Genomic DNA, 16,719 nt, shown 5'->3' with positions numbered 1-16,719 from the left:
AGGCTGGAATCCCGTGGAGGCCTGATGCAGGTTTTGCATCACGAGCGCTCGACATTCGGTTTCGACCACGGGAGTCACCTTGGCAGGTAGCGCGGTTACCAAGCACGTTTTCGTCACCGGCGGGGTTGCCTCCTCGCTCGGCAAGGGTCTGACCGCCTCGTCTCTCGGGCGTCTGCTCAAGTCCCGCGGCCTGCGCGTCACGATGCAGAAGCTCGACCCCTACCTCAACGTCGACCCCGGCACGATGAACCCGTTCCAGCACGGCGAGGTCTTCGTGACCGACGACGGTGCCGAGACGGACCTCGACGTCGGCCACTACGAGCGGTTCCTCGACGTCGACCTGTCCGGCAAGGCCAACGTCACGACGGGTCAGGTCTACTCCGAGGTCATCGCCAAGGAGCGCCGCGGCGACTACCTCGGTGACACCGTCCAGGTCATCCCGCACATCACGAACGAGATCAAGGCCCGCATCCGTGCGATGGCCGGCCCCGACGTCGATGTCGTCATCACCGAGATCGGCGGCACGGTCGGCGACATCGAGTCCCTCCCGTTCCTCGAGGCTGCGCGCCAGGTGCGTCACGACGTCGGCCGCGGCAACGTGTTCTTCCTGCACGTCTCGCTGGTGCCTTACATCGGCCCGTCGGCGGAGCTCAAGACCAAGCCGACCCAGCACTCGGTCGCAGCGCTGCGGTCGATCGGCATCCAGCCCGATGCCATCGTCTGTCGTGCGGACCGGGACATCCCGACGAGCATGAAGCGCAAGATCTCACTGATGTGCGACGTCGACGAGGAAGCCGTCATCACGGCCAGCGACGCCCCGTCGATCTACGACATCCCCAAGGTCCTGCACGGCCAAGGCCTCGACGCGTACGTCGTGCGGCGACTCGACCTGCCGTTCCGCGACGTCGACTGGACGCAGTGGGACGAGCTGCTCCGTCGGGTGCACCACCCGGCCGAGGAGATCACGATCGCCCTGGTCGGCAAGTACGTCGACCTGCCTGACGCCTATCTCTCGGTCGGCGAGGCGCTGAGGGCCGGTGGGTTCGCGCACGACGCCAAGATCCACCTGCGGTGGGTCCCGTCGGACGACTGCGAGACGCCGTCGGGCGCGGCTCAGAACCTGCACGACGTCGACGGCATCTGCGTCCCGGGTGGGTTCGGCATCCGTGGCATCGAGGGCAAGCTCGGCGCCCTGACGTACGCCCGCGAGCGCGGCATCCCCGTGCTGGGCCTGTGCCTTGGCCTGCAGTGCATGGTCATCGAGTACGCCCGCAACGTCGCCGGCATCGAGGGCGCGAGCTCGTCGGAGTTCGACCCGCAGACGCCCAACCCGGTCATCGCCACGATGGCCGAGCAGCTGGCGATCGTCGACGGCGCCGGTGACCTTGGCGGCACGATGCGCCTGGGCCTCTACCCGGCCACCTTGCAGGCCGGCAGCATCATCGCCGAGCTCTACGGTGCCGACAAGATCGAGGAGCGCCACCGGCACCGCTACGAGGTCAACAACACGTACCGGACGACGCTCGAGGAGGCCGGTCTGGTGTTCAGCGGCACGTCCCCGGACGCCAACCTCGTCGAGTTCGTCGAGCTGCCCCGCGAGGTGCACCCCTACTACGTCGCCACGCAGGCCCACCCCGAGCTGCGGTCGCGCCCGACCCGGCCGCACCCGCTGTTCTCGGGCCTGATCGGTGCCGCGCTGGCCCGTCAGCTCGAGATGCGACTGCCGGTCGACGAGCAGGCGAAGGCGGATGCATGACGGAGCACCCGCGACTGCCGGGTGAGCTCGCCGATGGCCAGCGACTGACCGACTCCGACCAGTCGTGGCCTGTGGCCTCGAGCGAGAGCAAGTACGAAAGCCCGTACGTCAGCCTGCGCATCGACACGATCGTGGATCCGGCCGGTGGCGAGCACGCGCGCGCCATCGTGCAGCCCAACGGGGCGATCGGGGTGCTGGCGATCGACGAGGACGACCGTGTCCTCCTGGTCGAGCAGTACCGCCATCCCGTCGGGCGACGGCTGCTCGAGCTGCCGGCCGGCACCCTCGACGTACCGGGGGAGTCGGGGCTGGATGCCGCCGCGCGCGAGCTGGCCGAGGAGGCCGACGTCGTCGCGCAGAAGTGGGAGTCGATCCTGCACCTCCTGGCCACGCCGGGCTACTCGACCGAGGCGTGGGAGGTCTTCCAGGCGACCGACCTCAGCCCGGTTCCCTATGCGGACCGCACCGAGCGCGAGGCCGAGGAGGCCGACATGGCGCAGTGGTGGGTGCCGTTCGACGAGGCGGTCGACGCTGTGCTCGCCGGTCGCATCACGGACTCGCTGACGGTCGCCGGCATCCTCGCAGCGCAGGTGCTGCGCACCAGATGACCACCGACGTGGAGCGGGCGGTCCAGGACTACCTGAGCCACCTCACCGTCGAGCGCGGCCTCGCCGACAACACGCTCCACTCCTACCGTCGCGACCTGCGCCGCTACCTCGAGTTCCTGCACTCCCGTGACCTGACCGACCCATCGGCCATCACCGAGAACGACATCGCCGGGTTCCTCGGGTCTTTACGCACGGGCGACCCGGATCACGCGTCGCTCGGCACCGCGAGCGCCGCGCGCACGATCGTCGCGGTCCGTGGCCTGCACCGGTTCCTCCTGCGCGAGCAGATCGTCGCCGCTGACGTCACCGCCGCAGTGAAGCCGCCCCGACCGGCCTCGAGGCTGCCCAAGGCGCTGCCGCTGTCCGACGTCGAGGCGATCCTCGACGCCGCAGGGGCACCGGGCACCACGTTGTCGTCCCGCGACCGCGCCCTGCTCGAGGTGCTCTACGGCACGGGGGCCCGGATCTCCGAGGCCGTCGGCCTGGACGTCGATGACCTCGACCTGGAGGAGTCCACCGTCCTGCTGCGCGGCAAGGGTGGCAAGCAGCGCATCGTGCCGCTCGGCTCGTACGCCCGGCAGTCGCTGGTCGACTACCTCACCGCCTCCCGCCCGGCGCTCGTGTCCGTGAAGACCAGCACCCCTGCGGTGTTCCTCAACGCCCGCGGCGGCCGGCTCTCGCGACAGAGCGCGTGGACCGTCCTCACCCGGGCCGCGCAACGCGCCGGTGTCGCTGCCGACGTGTCGCCGCACACCCTGCGGCACTCCTTCGCCACACACCTGCTCGACGGCGGTGCCGACGTCCGCGTGGTGCAAGAGCTGCTGGGCCACGCTTCGGTCACGACCACCCAGATCTACACCCTCGTGACGGTCGAGAAGCTCCGCGAGATCTACGCAACGGCCCATCCGCGGGCGTCCCGATAGGTTCTGCGCTGCGATCTCGGCGACCCTGCCGTGTCCCGGTCCAAGGGCGGTCGTCAAGTCGACTTTTCGCGGTAGAGTGACGCTCGTCCGCCGGTCGAGTTCGAGTGCAGGGGTAGCTGATGAGCAAGGAACTGGGACCGACCGGAAGGCCTCTGCCGAAGTTCCCGGAGCCCCAGCCCCGCAAGCCCGGCCAGCCCGCGACAATCATCGCGATGTGCAACCAGAAGGGTGGCGTCGGCAAGACGACCACGACGATCAACCTGGGTGCCGCCCTCGTCGAGACCGGTCGCAAAGTGCTGCTCGTCGACTTCGACCCGCAGGGCTCGATGACTGTCGGGCTCGGCGTCAGTGCTCACGAGCTCGAGCAGAGCATCTATCACGTGCTGATGGACCGTGAGATCTCCGTCAAGGACCTGATCATGCCGACCGGCGTCGAGGGGCTCGACCTCGTGCCGTCCAACATCGACCTGTCCGCCGCCGAGATGCGGCTGGTGACCGAGGTGGGCCGCGAGCAGGTGCTGGCCCGCGTGCTCAAGCCGATCCGCCTGGACTACGACGTCATCCTGATCGACTGCCAGCCGTCGCTCGGCCTGCTCACCGTCAACGCGCTGACCGCCGCCGACGGCGTGCTGGTGCCGCTGGAGTGCGAGTACTTCGCCCTGCGCGGCGTGGCGCTGCTGAAGGACACGATCGAGAAGGTGCGCGACCGCACCAACGACGAGCTGCAGATCATCGGGCTGCTCGGCACGATGTACGACAGCCGTACCCTCCACGGCAAGGAGGTCCTCGCGACCCTCGTCGAGGGCTGGGGCGACCTCGTGTTCCACACCGTCATCCGGCGCACCGTGAAGTTCTCCGACTCGACCGTGGCCGGAGAGCCCATCACCGAGTACGCCACGACGTCCCCGGGCGCCGACTCCTACCGCCAGCTCGCGAGGGAGGTTCTCGTTCGATGCCCCGACGCGTGACCACGCCGTCGGCCGGCCCCGGCAAGCGTCCAACCATGCCCGGCGCCGACGAGCTCTTCAGGGCGACCGCACCCGCGCAGGCGCCCGAGGAGGGTGCCGCCGAGCCCGCCGTCGCCGCCAGCGGCCGGGTCAAGCACGACGAGAAGATGACCGTCTACGTGACGGCGGCCGAGCTGCTCGCCGTCGAGCAGGCCAGGCTCCGGCTCCGCAGCGACCTGGGTCGCGGCGTGGATCGCGGGCGATTCGTGCGAGCCGCGCTGGCCGTGGCGCTGGCCGATCTCGAGGCGCGCGGCACCGACAGCGACGTCGCCCGGCGATTGAGCGACTCGTGACGATCGCGGACGTCGACGAGTCCGCGCCCTCAGGATTCTCCGTCGGCCTGACCAACTTCGAGGGCCCGTTCGACCTGCTGCTGCAGCTGATCTCCAAGCATCAGCTCGACATCACCGAGGTCGCTCTGTCCAAGGTGACCAGCGACTTCATCGCGTACATCAAGGAGCTCGGCGACGACCTCGAGCAGACCACGAGCTTCCTGCTGGTCGCCTCGACGCTGCTCGACCTCAAGACCGCCCGCCTGCTGCCGCAGGCCGAGGTCGAGGACGAGGAGGACCTCGCGCTGCTCGAGGCCCGCGACCTGTTGTTCGCCCGCCTGATGCAGTACCGCGCGTTCAAGCAGGTCGCCGGCGTGATCGCCGCCCGCCTGGCGGAGGAGGAGAAGCGCTTCCCGCGGGTCGTGTCGCTCGAGCCGCGCTTCGCCGACCTGCTGCCGGAGGTGCTGATCTCGGTCGGTCCCGACGAGCTGGCGCAGCTCGCGGCCAGGGCGTTCGAGGCCAAGCCGGTCCCGATCCTGTCGCTGGCCCACCTGCACGCTCCCCAGGTCAGCGTCCGCGAGCAGGCCCATCTCGTGGTCGACCAGCTGCGTCGCAAGGGCGAGATGACCTTCCGCGCGCTGACGTCCGACGCTCCTGACCTGATGACCAAGGTGGCGCGGTTCCTGGCCGTGCTCGAGCTGTTCCGCGAGGGCGTCATCGCGTTCGAGCAGGCAACCCCGCTGGGTGACCTGCACGTACGCTGGACCGGCACTGACGACGGCGACATCGACGTTGGTGACGAGTTCGACGAGCCCATGGGGGTCTCCGACGACCTGCCCGTGATCCCGGACGACGAGCTCGCCGTGCCCGACGACGCAGACGAACCGACCCCTGACCCATCTGAGAGCGCCGATGACTGACCAGCACGTACCCACCGGCCCGCACGAGCTCGAGCTGGAGATGCTCGACCTGAGGCCGGCCCTCGAGGCCGTGCTGATGGTCGCGGACCAGCCGCTCGACCACCTGACGCTCGCGCAGGCCGTCGGGCACCCGCCGGTCGACGTGGAGCAGGCGCTCGGCGAGCTCGCCGAGGAGTACACCGCGCAGGGCCGCGGCTTCGAGCTGCGCAACATCGCGGGTGGCTGGCGATTCTTCACCCGTGAGGAGTTCGCCGGCGCGGTCGAGCGCTTCATCCTCGACGGCCAGCAGGCCCGCCTGACCCAGGCGGCCCTCGAGACGATGGCGGTCGTCGCGTACCGGCAGCCCATCAGCCGCTCGCGCATCTCGGCGATTCGTGGCGTCAACGTCGACGGTGTCGTCCGTACGCTCGTCACCCGCGGCCTCATCGAGGAGGACGGCGTCGACGGCGAGAGCGGCGCGATCCTGTACCGCACGACCAGCTACTTCCTGGAGCGCATGGGCCTCGGCAGCCTCGACGAGCTGCCCGACATCGCCGGACACCTCCCGGAGCTCGAGGACATGGAGGACGAGGCCCTGCCCGGTGCGCCGGACCTGCCCGCCCCGGACGACGGGTCCTTGGGACTGTCGGAGGAGCAGGACGAGGTTGACGCGGTGGCCGATGACGCGACGCCGACCGACGACGTCGGCCTGCCCGACGAAGACGACGCACGTGGCTGAGATCCGACTGCAGAAGGTCCTGGCGCAGGCGGGCCTCGGGAGCCGGCGGCGCTGCGACGACATGATCGCCAGCGGTCGCGTCGAGGTCAACGGCGAGATCATCGACGTCATGGGCGCCCGGGTCGATCCGCTGACCGACGTCATCAGGGTCGACGGCAACCGCATACCGCCGCCCAACGACCACGCGTACGTCCTGCTCAACAAGCCGCGAGGCGTCGTCACGTCGATGGCCGACGAGCGCGGCCGTCCGGACCTCTCATCGATCGTCGCCGGCCGTGACGACCGCTTGTTCCACGTCGGCCGGCTCGACACCGACACGTCCGGGTTGCTGATCCTGACCAACGACGGGGACCTGGCCCACAAGCTGGCGCACCCGTCGTTCGAGATCACCAAGACGTACGTCGCACTGGTCGACGGCACCGTGCCCGACAGCCTCGGCCCGAAGCTCAAGGCCGGTATCGAGCTCGACGACGGGCAGGCCCAGGTCGACCGCTTCCTCGTCAAGGACACCTCTCGCGGGCGATCGCTCGTCGAGCTCGACATCCACATGGGTCGCAACCGCATCGTGCGGCGGCTGCTCGACGCGGCCGGCCACCCCGTGCGTGAACTGACCCGTACGGCGCTCGGTCCGCTGCACCTCGGCGGACTCTCCTCCGGCGCCATGCGCGACCTGACGCGCGACGAGCTGGGCGCCCTCTTCGATAGCGTGGAGCCGTGACCGCGACCTCCGACTTCCCATCGGGACCGGTGCTCGTGATCGGTTCGGGGCTCATCGGCACCTCGGTCGGCATGGCCTTGCGCGAGCACGAGGTCGACGTCATGCTCGTCGACGCCGATCCCGACAACGTCGAGCTGGCCGTCTCGCGCGGCGCGGGCCGGGCGTTCCTCGACGACACTCTGCCGTCCCTCGTGGTCGTCGCCGTGCCGCCGGTCGTCGCCGGTGACGTGGTCGCCGACGCGCTGGTCAGGTGGCCCGAAGCGATCGTGACCGACGTGACCAGCGTGAAGTCCCTGCTCCAACGGTCCGTCGAGTCCGCTCCCGGCGCCGAGCGCTATGTCGGTGGCCACCCGATGGCCGGCAGCGAGCGCTCCGGGCCCATGGCGGCCTCGGCGCAGCTGTTCGAGGGCCGGCCGTGGGCCGTGACGCCCACCGGGACGACCCAGCCGGCTGCCCTGGATGCCGTCGTGGACCTCGCGCTGCACGTCGGCGCCGTGCCGATCATCATGGACGCGGCGACGCACGACCGTGCCGTGGCCCTGGTCTCGCACGTCCCTCAGGTCATGTCGACCCTGACGGCGGCTCGTCTCACCGAGGCCGAGGGCAATCACCTCGCGCTGGCCGGCCCGGGCCTGCGTGACACGACCCGCATCGCCGGCAGCGACAGCGCGCTGTGGCTCGACATCCTCGGCACCAACGCCCCCGACGTACGCGCCGTGCTCCAGCTCGTACGCGCCGACCTCGACCGGGTCATCGACGCGCTGGGTCACGACGACACCGTCCTCGGCGACGTCCTCGAAGCCGGTCGCCGGGGGACCGCGCTGATTCCCGGCAAGCACGGCGAGCAGCCCGACCGCCTCGACGTCGTGCACGTCCAGGTGGCCGACCAGCCCGGCGAGCTGTCCAGGCTCATGGGCGACACCGGCGCGGCCGGCGTCAACATCGAGGACCTCCGGCTCGACCACGACCTCGGGCGACCCGTCGGGCTGGCCGAGATCGCCGTCGCCAGGGGAGTCGGCGATACCCTCGTCGAGGCACTGACCGCACGCGGCTGGTCCGCATACCGCTGAAAGCACCCAAGGAGTGGCACACGTGAGCAAGCCTCTGGTCGTGGCGATCGACGGACCCTCGGGCTCGGGCAAGTCCAGCACGTCGCGCGGCGTCGCCGACCGACTGTCGTTGGCCTACCTCGACACCGGAGCCATGTATCGCGCCATGACGTGGGCCCTGCTCGAGCGCGGCGTCGACCTGGAGGACCCCCGGGCGATCGCCGCAGCGGCCGGCGACGTACGCCTGACGTCGGGCACCGACCCGCTCGACCCGACGATCCACGTCGACGGCACCGACGTCGCCGAGCCCATCCGCAGCAGCGAGGTGACCAGCGCGGTCAGCCTCGTCGCCGCCGTGCCTGAGGTCCGGGACATGCTGGTCGACCTGCAGCGCGAGACGATCGCGCAGAGCGCCGGGATCGTGGTCGAGGGCCGTGACATCGGCTCGACCGTCGCCCCGGACGCCCCGGTCAAGATCTACCTCGTGGCCGACGCTGCTGCCCGTGCGGCTCGGCGTGCCGCCGAGACCGGTGAGGCCGACACCGCCGCGACCGAGCTGGCGCTGGCCCGCCGCGACGAGATCGACTCGACGCGAGCGGCCTCCCCGCTGGCAAAGGCCGAGGGCGCCGTCGTGGTCGACGGGACCCACCTGACGCTCGAAGAAGTGATCGACACGATCGTCGGGATCGTCGACGCGCGATGAGCACCGCCGAGGGACTGCCGGAGGGCGGCTTGCGCCTGATGCGCCGCCTGGTCCGCGGCTACTTCACCCGGCGCTGGGACATCCACCAGCACGGGCTCGAGCACGTCCCGGCGACAGGGCCGGTGATCCTCGCGAGCAACCACATCGGCTGGCTCGACGGTCCTCTGCTGTTCACGACCGCACCGCGCCCGGCACATGCGCTCGTCAAGGAGGAGGAGTTCGAAGGACGTACGGGACGCTTGCTGCGCTTCGTGGGCCAGATCAAGGTCAGCCGGACGCGCAACGACACCGGTGCCGTACGTCGTGCGGTGCAGGCGTTGGGCGCGGGACAGGTGGTGCTGATCTATCCGGAGTCGACCCGCGGGGCGGGGGAGTTCGAGCGCTTCAAGAACGGCGTCACCTACCTCGCACTCGTCTCCGGGGCCCCGGTCGTGCCGATCGCGATCTTCGGGACGCGGCAGGCGGGGGAGCCCGCTGACGCCCGCCCACCCAAGGGCACCCGTCTGGACGTCGTCTACGGGGAGCCGATCCAGCTGCCGATGCGGGTTTGGCCGCGAGATCGTGGGACAATGGCAGACGCAGGTGATCAGATTCGCGATCACCTGCGTGCTCATGTCTCCCGGGCCAAGTCCGTGCTGCAGCGCGACCTCCCCGGCCCCCTCCCGACAGGATCCACCGATGGCTGACGTCGTACCCGTTCTCGCTGTGATCGGGCGCCCCAACGTCGGCAAGTCGACCCTGGTCAACCGCATCATCGGCCGCCGTGAGGCGGTCGTCGAGGACGTGCCGGGCGTGACCCGGGACCGGGTGTCCTACGACGCCAACTGGAACGGCCGCGCGTTCACGGTCGTCGACACCGGAGGCTGGGATCCCGACGCCCGCGGGCTGGCCGAGCGCATCGCCGCCCAGGCCGAGATCGCGATCCAGGTCGCCGACGCCGTGCTGTTCGTCGTGGATGCGACGGTCGGCATCACCGACGTCGACGAGAAGGTCGTCCGCATCCTCCGCGCCGCCAAGAAGCCCGTCGTGCTGGCGGCCAACAAGGTCGACGACCAGCGCACCGAGGCCGAGGCCGCTGGCCTGTGGAACCTCGGACTGGGGGAGCCCTACCCGGTCTCCGCCCTGCACGGCCGGGGGAGCGGCGACATGCTCGACGCCGTGCTCGAGGCGCTGCCCGACCCGCCGCCCGAGGACTTCGACGCCCCGCAGGGTCCCCGTCGCGTCGCGATCGTCGGCAAGCCCAATGTCGGCAAGTCCAGCCTGCTCAACCGGCTCGCCGGTGAGGAGCGGGTCGTCGTCGACGACGCCTCGGGCACCACGGTCGACCCGGTCGACGAGATCGTCACGCTGGGCGGGCGCACGTGGAACTTCATCGACACCGCCGGCATCCGCCGTCGTGTGCGGGACGCGTCGGGACACGAGTACTACGCCAGCCTGCGTACGAGCTCGGCCATCGACCGTGCCGAGGTCGCCGTCGTGATCATCGACGGCAGCCAGCCGCTCACCGAGCAGGACACCCGCATCATCAGCTCCGTCGCCGAGGCCGGTCGCGCGCTGATCATCGCCTTCAACAAGTGGGATCTGGTCGACGAGGAGCGTCGCTACTACCTCGAGCGTGAGATCGAGCGCGAGCTCGTGCAGGTGCCGTGGGCGCCGACGATCAACATCACGGCACGCACGGGCTGGCACGTCGACCGTCTCGTACGCGCGCTCGACGCTGCTCTCGAGGGCTGGGAGACCCGGGTGACCACGGGAGCGCTCAACGCGTTCCTCGGCCGGTTGGTGGCCGAGCACCCGCACCCGGTGCGCGGCGGCAAGCAGTCCAAGATCATGTTCGGCACGCAGGCATCGACCTCGCCGCCGACGTTCGTGCTGTTCACCTCGGGCAAGCTCGAGGCGTCCTACATGCGGTTCATCGAGCGCCGGCTCCGCGAGGAGTTCGGCTTCGTGGGGTCGCCGATCCACCTGCAGCAGCGCCCGCGCAAGAAGCGCGAGCGCCGCTGACCGGCCGCTGCAGGAACGCGCCGCACGCTGCGGTAAAGTTCCTCTTCGGTACGACGGGCTGTAGCGCAGCTTGGTAGCGCACCTGACTGGGGGTCAGGGGGTCGCAGGTTCAAATCCTGTCAGCCCGACCGAAGAAACCGCGTTCGACCTGCATCGGCAGGTCGGGCGCGGTTTCTGTGTCTTCGTCCGCGGTCGTGCAGGCGCGCCATCTCGTACGGTGGGTGGATGAAGTGGGTCGTCAGGGTCGCCGCAGGGTTGGCCATCGCCTACATCCTCCTGGCGGTGTTCGCTTGGGACATCTATGTCCATCGTTTCCTCACGCTGATCCTCTTCATCCTCATCGGCGTCGGCCTGTACGAGGGCATCGACATGAGTCGGTTCTTCCGCCACGACGATGATGACGACGACAGCGGGGGCGGACCGTTGCGACCGGCATAGACGAAGCCACAGATCCGCGCCTCTTGACATCGCACTTGCATTTTGCAAGTGTGGCGGGCATGAGCCTTTTCATCACCTGCCCAGTCGAGAGCGTCGAGCGCTCGACCGCCTTCTACACCGCCCTTGGTTGGACCCTCAACCCCGAGATGTCCGACCACAACGTGTCGTGCTTCGCGATCACGCCCGAGCAGTACGTCATGCTCGGCAGCCGCGAGATGTATGCGGCCGTCGGAGGCACCGAGGACTTGACCGGTGGTCCAGACACGCCCTCCAAGGTCACGGTCTCGTTCGACCTCGGCAGCCGTGACGAGGTCGACCAGCTCGTGGAGCGGGCCGGCGCTGCCGGCGGGCGGATCGGCGACATCGACGACTACCCCTTCATGTATCAGCGGCAGTTCGACGACCCTGACGGCTATCACTACTCACCGTTCTGGATGAAGCCGGACGCCGATGCGGGCGCGTGAGTGACCTTGCCGCAGCGCTCAAGGTCGTAGGAGCGCGGTGGGCCCTGCTCATCGTGGAGCAGCTGCTCGAAGGTCCCAAGCGCTACGGCGACCTGCAGCGTGAGCTTGGCGTTCCGACGAACATGCTCGCCACCAGGCTGCGCGAGCTCGAGGAAGCCGGCGTGCTGGTACGTCTGCCCCTGCGGCACAACACCCGGGCCTACGAGCTGACCGACCGCGGGCGCGCCTTGCGCGAAGCCATCGTTGCGCTCGGCCGATGGGGCGCCGACGAGAGGTGAATGTCTCGAGCTGACCGGCAAGACCGGGCTGCTGAGCGCCTCCCGTGAGCACCCGCGGGTGGGGTCTCGCCGTCTACGATCGGTCCGTGACCTCATCGACCGGTGTTCTCCATCGGGTCGAGCATGTCCATCGGGTCACTGCTGTCGAACCAGAGCGGGAGCTCGATCCTGTCTCACCAAAGCACCGGATCTGTCCTGTCCGACGTGAGCTCCTGCTCGGTGCTGTCGTCGCGGTCGTCCAGATCAGTGCTTCGTCGAGGGTCATCGGGCGATCTTCCGACGTGGGGTGCCCTCATCTCGCCCGTGGTGGCGCTCGTCGCGGTTGCCGTGATCCGACGAATGCGGCCCAGCCCGTTGCTGAGGTCAGACCACTAGGCTTCTCGACGCTAGTCAACGGGTCGCAGGGATCGGCGTACGGAGGATGAATGATGACGACGGTGGAGCGTGCAAGGCGTCTGGCCAGTGAACGCCCGGACCGTCCGGTGCCGTGTCCGGAGTGCGCTGCCCAGGTGAAGGGCGCAAACCTCGAGCGTCACCTCGCCAAGACCCACGACGGTGCGGTCGGCGCACACGAGGCGCGGTGGGGTGGACCGGAGCGGGTCGGTTCACGCTGGCTGCTCGTACTCGTGCTGGCCGCTGCAACGGGCGCCGCGGTCTACACCGCGACCTCTGGGGATCCGGACGATCGGATCATCCTGGGGGCCGCAGCGGTCGCCTCGCTGGCGATCGTCGTGTGGGGCGCAGTTGCCTGGGGCGTGCCGCTGTTTCCCGGACGGCTCAGGGTGGACGAGAGCGGCGCCGTGCTCCGTCACTCTTTCGGTCTGGCTCGCCGGCGGCTCAGCTCGATCGACAAGGTGGTGATCGGCACAGCCATGGAGAGTCGACCTTCAGGCAACTCCGGCAACGACGACAGCTACGCGAGCGTCGATGTTCGTGTCGGCGGCTACCTGCAGATGCGCGGCGGCCGGCGCCAGATCACCGTCCACTGTCCGAGCGCTGGCGGCGTGCGATCGACCTGGGCCGGGTGGGAGCAAGGCAAGAAGCGCAAGCGCCTGGACATCACACTCGACCCGAGAGAGTTCGTCGCCCTGCAGCTGGCGCTCTGGGAGCGCGGCACCCTCTCTCCACGTTGACGGTGTGCCGGGACGTCAGATGGCCCTGCAGGACCAGGATCAGCCGGCGAGGGCACGCTCGATCTCGCCGATGGTACCGGTCTCCTTCTCGGACGTGTCGTCGGCGGCGGCCGCTACGTCTTTCGCGGACTGAAGCACCACCTGCTTGTACTCCTCCACGAGCTCCGGGGTCTTCTCTGTCAGGATGCCGACGGACTGCTTGAGGAGGTCGAGGGTGCGCGCGCGGACCTCATCCTTGCCGCCGGAAGGCATCTCCGGGAGTCCGCCGGCGACGAGCTTCTGCACGGCAGGCGACGCGGCCTTGACCGCTCGGCTCGCAGCGAAGGACTCCTTGAAGGTGTCGAAGAATCCGGGTTCCGCCTGGGCGACGAGGGCGCCGGCGCGCAGCGCGGCAGACCTCACGGTCTTCTGCTCGTCCTCGGTGAGTGCGGTGGCGGGCTGTCCCGGCGTCTCGGTCATGCGCTGCTCCTCTTGATCGATGAACACCTGATGGGTTCACCCTTCCTGCTTACCCCAGCGAGCCCCACCGCACCCGTACGAGAGTCGACCCGTCTGCAGGCGAACGAACGACTCGCGGCGACGGTCGCTGTGGCGGTCTCGCCCCGAGCGCCGAGCTCCGCACAGAGATAAAGTCTGGACATGGACGTGGTCGTGCTTCTGCTGGTCCTCGCGGCGCTGGGAGCCGTCGTGCTCGTCGCGAGCCGCCGCAAGAAGGAACGCGAGCTGAGCCGGCGCGAAGCCGAGGTCGCACCAGTGAGGGAGCTGGCCTTCGAGGACATCACCGCGTTCGGCGAGGACTTGCAGAGGCTCGACCTGGACATGACCGGTCGTGAGCTCGACGCAGGTGCGAACGCGGACTACCTCCGAGCGCTCGACGCCTACGAAGCGGCGAAGGTCGCCAGCGACTCCATCACCAAGCCCGATGACATCCGGCACATCACCGAGATCGTCGAGGACGGCCGGTATGCCATCGCATGCGTGCGCGCCCGAGTCGCTGGGGAGTCGCTGCCGACCAGGCGGCCACCGTGCTTCTTCGACCCGCGCCATGGGCTCTCGGTTGCCGATGTTCCCTACGTGCCGCCGGACGGGGTCGAGCGCGACGTGCCTGCCTGTGCCCTGGATGCCGAGCGTGTGCGCGCTGGCGCAGACCCTGACGTCCGCAAGGTCATGGTCGGGGCGCAGCGAGTGCCCTACTGGCAGGGCGGGAGGGCATACGAGCCCTACGCCGCGGGCTACTTCGGCGCCTTCGGTCCGATGACGTGGATGTTCATGGGCGGCATGATGTTCGGGGGCTTCGGCGGATTCGGCGACAGCGGTGGCGGTGGCGACAGCGGTGACAGCGGTGGCGACGGTGGCGATGGCGGCGGATTCGACGGTGGTGGCGATGGCGGCGGATTCGATGGTGGTTTCGACGGTGGTTTCGACATGGGTTTCTGAGCCTCGCCCAGCAGCCCAGGCGGCCACTGAGCTCGGTTGAGGGCCGCCGACCCGACGCATCTCGGAGAGGCTGATCAGGCAAGGCTGAGTGATCAGCCGAGCGGTTCGTACTCCTCGAGGAGTACGTCGAGGTGCCTACCGTGGCCAGACGCGGCAACCCTCCCGGGCTGAGAGCGTGAATGGCATGACCACTGAATTGAGAGCACCAGACCGCAATGGTGCTGAGGCACGACCGAAGAAGACCCGAACGAAGACCCTGTTGCCCTGGCTGATGGTGGCCGTGTGGGTCGGGCTGGTGGTGGGCGGCTACTCGCTCGCCGGCAAGCTCGAATCCGTGACCCGCGACGGGCAGGCCGACTACCTGCCGGCCAGCGCCCAGTCGACCAAGGTGCTCCAAGCCGAGGCTGACCTGCCCGGTGGTGAGAACGGCCTGCTCGTGATCGTGCACGAACGACCGAGCGGCCTCCAGCCCGGCGACCGGGATGCGGCCGTACGAGGCCAGGCCGAGCTGACGGAGCAATTCGGCACCGACGCCGGCACCCCGTCCGAGATCGTCGAGTCCAAGGACGGCACGACTCTGATGTACGGGCTTTCGCTGAAGGGTGATGCGGTGGCCGAGGAGGCCAATGCCACCGCTGATGCGCGCCAGCTCCTGGAAGACCAGCCGGACGGTCTGGATGTCTACGTCACCGGTCCGACCGCGCTGGGGGCCGACATGGACGAGGTCTTCGACGCCGTGGACTCGAGGCTGCTGCTCGCCACGGCCGTCGTGGTGGCGCTCCTTCTGATCGCGACGTACCGCAGTCCACTCTTGTGGCTGGTCCCGCTCGCCTCGGTCGGGGTCGCGGCTGTCACATCGATGGGTGTCGTCTACGCACTGACCCAGATCTTCGACTTCACGATCACGAGCATGAGCTCTGCGCTGCTGATCGTCCTGGTCTTCGGCGCGGGCACCGACTATGCCTTGCTGCTCGTGTCTCGCTATCGCGAGGAGCTGCACCGCCACGAACGTCCGATCGACGCCATGCTGGCGGCACTGCATGCGGCCGGTCCGGCCATCCTCGCCTCGGCGGCGACGGTGGTCGCCGGACTGCTGTGCCTCCTGGCTGCGGATCTCAACAGCATCAGCAGTCTCGGTCCGGTCGGTGCGGCGGGCATCGGGGCTGCCTTGCTGGTCATGCTGACGCTCTTCCCAGCCCTGTTGGTGCTGCTCGGCCGCGGCGTCTTCTGGCCGTACGTGCCCCGGCTCGGGGCGGAGGTCCGCGCATCCGGCTCACGGTGGGCGCGGCTCGGCGAGCTGGTCGCGCGTCGCCGCGTCGTCGGGTGGGTGGTGCCGATGGTGGTCCTGGGCGGCCTCGCGCTGGGCACCGTCGGAGTCAACAGCGCCCTTCCGCAGCTCGACCAGTTCGCCCGCTCGACGCCGGACTCGGTGACCGGGGCGAAGCTGGCCGAAGCACGCTATCCCGACCAGGGCGGTCAGCCGCTGACCGTGATGAGTCGACCGGGAGACAGCCGTGAGGTCCTGGCTGCTGTCCAGGGAACGTCGGGGGTCGCCAGTGCTGAGCTCGGGCGGTCCAGCGACGACTGGGTCGAGATCTCAGTGATCCCGAACGACTCGCCAGAGAGCCCAGGTGAGACGGCAACGATCAAGCGCCTCCGGGAGAACGTGGGGGAGGTCGCAGGGAAGTCCGCGCTGGTCGGCGGACCCAGCGCCGAGAAGCTCGATGAGGCCGAGACCAACAAGAGCGACCGCAACCTGGTGATGCCGCTGATCCTGCTGGTGGTGCTCGCCATCCTCGGGCTGCTGCTCCGGGCCATCGTCGCTCCGTTGGTGCTGGTCGCGACCGTCGTCGTGTCGTACTTCGGAGCCTTGGGACTGTGCAACCTGCTGTTCGACCATGTGCTCGGGTTTGCCGGGATGGAGTCGTCGGTGCCGCTGATCGGGTTCCTCTTCCTGGTCGCCTTGGGCGTCGACTACAACATCTTCTTGATGACCCGGGTGCGGGAGGAAGCCGTTCGGCACGGCACGGTCGACGGTACGAAGCGCGGCCTCGCGGCGACCGGTGGCGTGATCACCTCGGCAGGCGTGGTGCTGGCGGCGACCTTCGCGGTGCTTGCCTCGCTGCCGCTCGTCATGCTCGTCGAGATCGGGCTGCTGGTGGCCGTCGGCGTGCTCATCGACACCTTGCTGGTGCGGTCCATCGTGGTTCCGGCGCTCACGATGTCGCTGGGTTCGCGGATATGGTGGCCGAGCAAGCTCTGGCGCGCGGGATGAGGACTGTGTCGATGAC

Annotated in this window: 19 protein-coding genes and 1 tRNA gene; 19 read left to right on the top strand and 1 reads right to left on the bottom strand. The window is 69.1% G+C overall.

The features are described from left to right. The first annotated feature begins 79 nt into the window (after nucleotides 1–79). The 17 genes from AB0N22_RS05060 to AB0N22_RS04980 all read left to right on the top strand — a co-directional run bounded on the left by AB0N22_RS05060 (nucleotide 80) and on the right by AB0N22_RS04980 (nucleotide 12,991). A complete protein-coding gene (locus AB0N22_RS05060; RefSeq protein ID WP_364636798.1) occupies nucleotides 80–1,756 on the top strand; it encodes a CTP synthase in 1,677 nt (558 codons plus the stop codon). Next, nucleotides 1,753–2,364 (top strand): NUDIX hydrolase, encoded by a 612-nt coding sequence (locus tag AB0N22_RS05055; RefSeq protein ID WP_364636796.1) that lies wholly within the window; start codon nucleotides 1,753–1,755, stop codon nucleotides 2,362–2,364. The genes AB0N22_RS05060 and AB0N22_RS05055 overlap by 4 nt, the downstream gene beginning before the upstream one ends. After that, entirely contained in the window at nucleotides 2,361–3,287 is a 927-nt protein-coding gene (xerD, locus tag AB0N22_RS05050) for a site-specific tyrosine recombinase XerD (RefSeq protein ID WP_364636794.1), read from the top strand. The genes AB0N22_RS05055 and xerD overlap by 4 nt, the downstream gene beginning before the upstream one ends. Before the next feature lie 119 nt (nucleotides 3,288–3,406). Then, nucleotides 3,407–4,255, top strand: coding sequence for an AAA family ATPase (locus tag AB0N22_RS05045; protein ID WP_364636792.1), 849 nt, complete (start codon nucleotides 3,407–3,409; stop codon nucleotides 4,253–4,255). Next, complete coding sequence (locus tag AB0N22_RS05040) at nucleotides 4,240–4,587, top strand: hypothetical protein (protein ID WP_364636790.1); 348 nt, start codon at nucleotides 4,240–4,242, stop codon at nucleotides 4,585–4,587. Before AB0N22_RS05045 ends, AB0N22_RS05040 begins: the two co-directional genes overlap by 16 nt. Then, on the top strand, nucleotides 4,584–5,486 hold the full coding sequence (locus AB0N22_RS05035) for a segregation/condensation protein A (protein WP_364636788.1): 903 nt from the start codon (nucleotides 4,584–4,586) through the stop codon (nucleotides 5,484–5,486). Before AB0N22_RS05040 ends, AB0N22_RS05035 begins: the two co-directional genes overlap by 4 nt. Continuing rightward, nucleotides 5,479–6,204 carry an SMC-Scp complex subunit ScpB gene (gene scpB, locus AB0N22_RS05030; RefSeq protein WP_364636786.1) on the top strand — a complete coding sequence of 242 codons (726 nt, stop codon included), beginning with the start codon at nucleotides 5,479–5,481 and terminating at the stop codon, nucleotides 6,202–6,204. The genes AB0N22_RS05035 and scpB overlap by 8 nt, the downstream gene beginning before the upstream one ends. Beyond that, the gene (locus AB0N22_RS05025) at nucleotides 6,197–6,922 is read left to right on the top strand and encodes a pseudouridine synthase (RefSeq protein ID WP_364636784.1); all 726 of its coding nucleotides are present in this window, start codon (nucleotides 6,197–6,199) and stop codon (nucleotides 6,920–6,922) included. The genes scpB and AB0N22_RS05025 overlap by 8 nt, the downstream gene beginning before the upstream one ends. Then, a complete protein-coding gene (locus AB0N22_RS05020; protein WP_364636782.1) occupies nucleotides 6,919–7,992 on the top strand; it encodes a prephenate dehydrogenase in 1,074 nt (357 codons plus the stop codon). The genes AB0N22_RS05025 and AB0N22_RS05020 overlap by 4 nt, the downstream gene beginning before the upstream one ends. Before the next feature lie 22 nt (nucleotides 7,993–8,014). After that, entirely contained in the window at nucleotides 8,015–8,674 is a 660-nt protein-coding gene (gene cmk, locus AB0N22_RS05015) for a (d)CMP kinase (protein WP_364636780.1), read from the top strand. Beyond that, nucleotides 8,671–9,360 (top strand): lysophospholipid acyltransferase family protein, encoded by a 690-nt coding sequence (locus tag AB0N22_RS05010; RefSeq protein WP_364636778.1) that lies wholly within the window; start codon nucleotides 8,671–8,673, stop codon nucleotides 9,358–9,360. Before cmk ends, AB0N22_RS05010 begins: the two co-directional genes overlap by 4 nt. Further along, a complete protein-coding gene (gene der, locus AB0N22_RS05005; protein ID WP_364636776.1) occupies nucleotides 9,353–10,678 on the top strand; it encodes a ribosome biogenesis GTPase Der in 1,326 nt (441 codons plus the stop codon). Before AB0N22_RS05010 ends, der begins: the two co-directional genes overlap by 8 nt. Before the next feature lie 54 nt (nucleotides 10,679–10,732). Next, nucleotides 10,733–10,806 (top strand) — tRNA-Pro (locus tag AB0N22_RS05000). Nucleotides 10,807–10,903: 97 nt separating this feature from the next. After that, entirely contained in the window at nucleotides 10,904–11,116 is a 213-nt protein-coding gene (locus AB0N22_RS04995; RefSeq protein WP_364636774.1) for a hypothetical protein, read from the top strand. Nucleotides 11,117–11,175: 59 nt separating this feature from the next. After that, entirely contained in the window at nucleotides 11,176–11,580 is a 405-nt protein-coding gene (locus AB0N22_RS04990; protein WP_364636772.1) for a VOC family protein, read from the top strand. After that, entirely contained in the window at nucleotides 11,577–11,858 is a 282-nt protein-coding gene (locus AB0N22_RS04985; RefSeq protein WP_364636770.1) for a helix-turn-helix domain-containing protein, read from the top strand. The genes AB0N22_RS04990 and AB0N22_RS04985 overlap by 4 nt, the downstream gene beginning before the upstream one ends. A 428-nt stretch (nucleotides 11,859–12,286) precedes the next feature. Then, nucleotides 12,287–12,991 (top strand): hypothetical protein, encoded by a 705-nt coding sequence (locus AB0N22_RS04980; RefSeq protein WP_364636768.1) that lies wholly within the window; start codon nucleotides 12,287–12,289, stop codon nucleotides 12,989–12,991. A 39-nt stretch (nucleotides 12,992–13,030) separates the two neighbouring features. On the opposite strand, the gene AB0N22_RS04975 is transcribed toward AB0N22_RS04980, so the two are convergent. Next, nucleotides 13,031–13,450 (bottom strand): hypothetical protein, encoded by a 420-nt coding sequence (locus AB0N22_RS04975; protein WP_364636766.1) that lies wholly within the window; start codon nucleotides 13,448–13,450, stop codon nucleotides 13,031–13,033. 180 nt (nucleotides 13,451–13,630) lie between these two features. On the opposite strand from AB0N22_RS04975, the gene AB0N22_RS04970 reads away from it, so the two are divergent. After that, entirely contained in the window at nucleotides 13,631–14,428 is a 798-nt protein-coding gene (locus AB0N22_RS04970; RefSeq protein WP_364636764.1) for a hypothetical protein, read from the top strand. Nucleotides 14,429–14,687: 259 nt separating this feature from the next. Next, nucleotides 14,688–16,703: an MMPL family transporter gene (locus tag AB0N22_RS04965; RefSeq protein ID WP_364636762.1), complete on the top strand. Its 2,016-nt coding sequence runs from the start codon at nucleotides 14,688–14,690 to the stop codon at nucleotides 16,701–16,703. Nucleotides 16,704–16,719 lie beyond the last annotated feature (16 nt).

The organism is Aeromicrobium sp. NPDC092404, assembly GCF_040684095.1.
Taxonomy (GTDB): Bacteria; Actinomycetota; Actinomycetes; order Propionibacteriales; family Nocardioidaceae; genus Aeromicrobium.
This window is presented reverse-complemented; position numbering and strand designations above follow the sequence as displayed.

Bases quoted from the DNA above. Each gene is read 5' to 3' on its own strand.
- AB0N22_RS04990 (WP_364636772.1), top strand. From the start codon at position 11,176: ATGAGCCTTTTCATCACCTGCCCAGTCGAGAGCGTCGAGCGCTCGACC.
- AB0N22_RS05010 (WP_364636778.1), top strand. From the start codon at position 8,671: ATGAGCACCGCCGAGGGACTGCCGGAGGGCGGCTTGCGCCTGATGCGC.
- AB0N22_RS04970 (WP_364636764.1), top strand. From the start codon at position 13,631: ATGGACGTGGTCGTGCTTCTGCTGGTCCTCGCGGCGCTGGGAGCCGTC.
- der (WP_364636776.1), top strand. From the start codon at position 9,353: ATGGCTGACGTCGTACCCGTTCTCGCTGTGATCGGGCGCCCCAACGTC.
- AB0N22_RS04995 (WP_364636774.1), top strand. From the start codon at position 10,904: ATGAAGTGGGTCGTCAGGGTCGCCGCAGGGTTGGCCATCGCCTACATC.
- xerD (WP_364636794.1), top strand. From the start codon at position 2,361: ATGACCACCGACGTGGAGCGGGCGGTCCAGGACTACCTGAGCCACCTC.
- AB0N22_RS05045 (WP_364636792.1), top strand. From the start codon at position 3,407: ATGAGCAAGGAACTGGGACCGACCGGAAGGCCTCTGCCGAAGTTCCCG.
- AB0N22_RS04980 (WP_364636768.1), top strand. From the start codon at position 12,287: ATGACGACGGTGGAGCGTGCAAGGCGTCTGGCCAGTGAACGCCCGGAC.
- AB0N22_RS05055 (WP_364636796.1), top strand. From the start codon at position 1,753: ATGACGGAGCACCCGCGACTGCCGGGTGAGCTCGCCGATGGCCAGCGA.
- scpB (WP_364636786.1), top strand. From the start codon at position 5,479: ATGACTGACCAGCACGTACCCACCGGCCCGCACGAGCTCGAGCTGGAG.
- AB0N22_RS05040 (WP_364636790.1), top strand. From the start codon at position 4,240: ATGCCCCGACGCGTGACCACGCCGTCGGCCGGCCCCGGCAAGCGTCCA.
- AB0N22_RS04975 (WP_364636766.1), bottom strand. From the start codon at position 13,450: ATGACCGAGACGCCGGGACAGCCCGCCACCGCACTCACCGAGGACGAG.